At 57.3% G+C, this 218-nt stretch carries 1 protein-coding gene; it reads left to right on the top strand.

Annotation, left to right across the window (positions count from 1 at the left end; translation table 11 throughout):
• The coding region (locus AACQ14_RS23955) for a hypothetical protein (RefSeq protein WP_339366052.1) at positions 1–218 on the top strand (218 nt) is incomplete at both ends.

Below are 218 nucleotides of genomic sequence, written 5' to 3'. Positions count from 1 at the left end.
TGGAACCGATCGCCTGCCTGCTTCAGATATCCCCGGACTACCAGAAGGTTACGGCGAAACCAGCCGCGAACGGGTACAATGGATCGATGGGCATTACGCACACCTCCACGCGATCTTTGCTGGTGATACTGCGTTCTTGGAATATGACGTGGCCGACGCGGGTTCTCACGCGGCAGTAGCCGAACACATTGGCACGCAACTACCTTGGTGGGGACAAG

Source organism: Vallitalea maricola, assembly GCF_036985595.1.
Classification (GTDB): domain Bacteria; phylum Bacillota; class Clostridia; order Lachnospirales; family Vallitaleaceae; genus Vallitalea; species Vallitalea maricola.
This window is presented reverse-complemented; position numbering and strand designations above follow the sequence as displayed.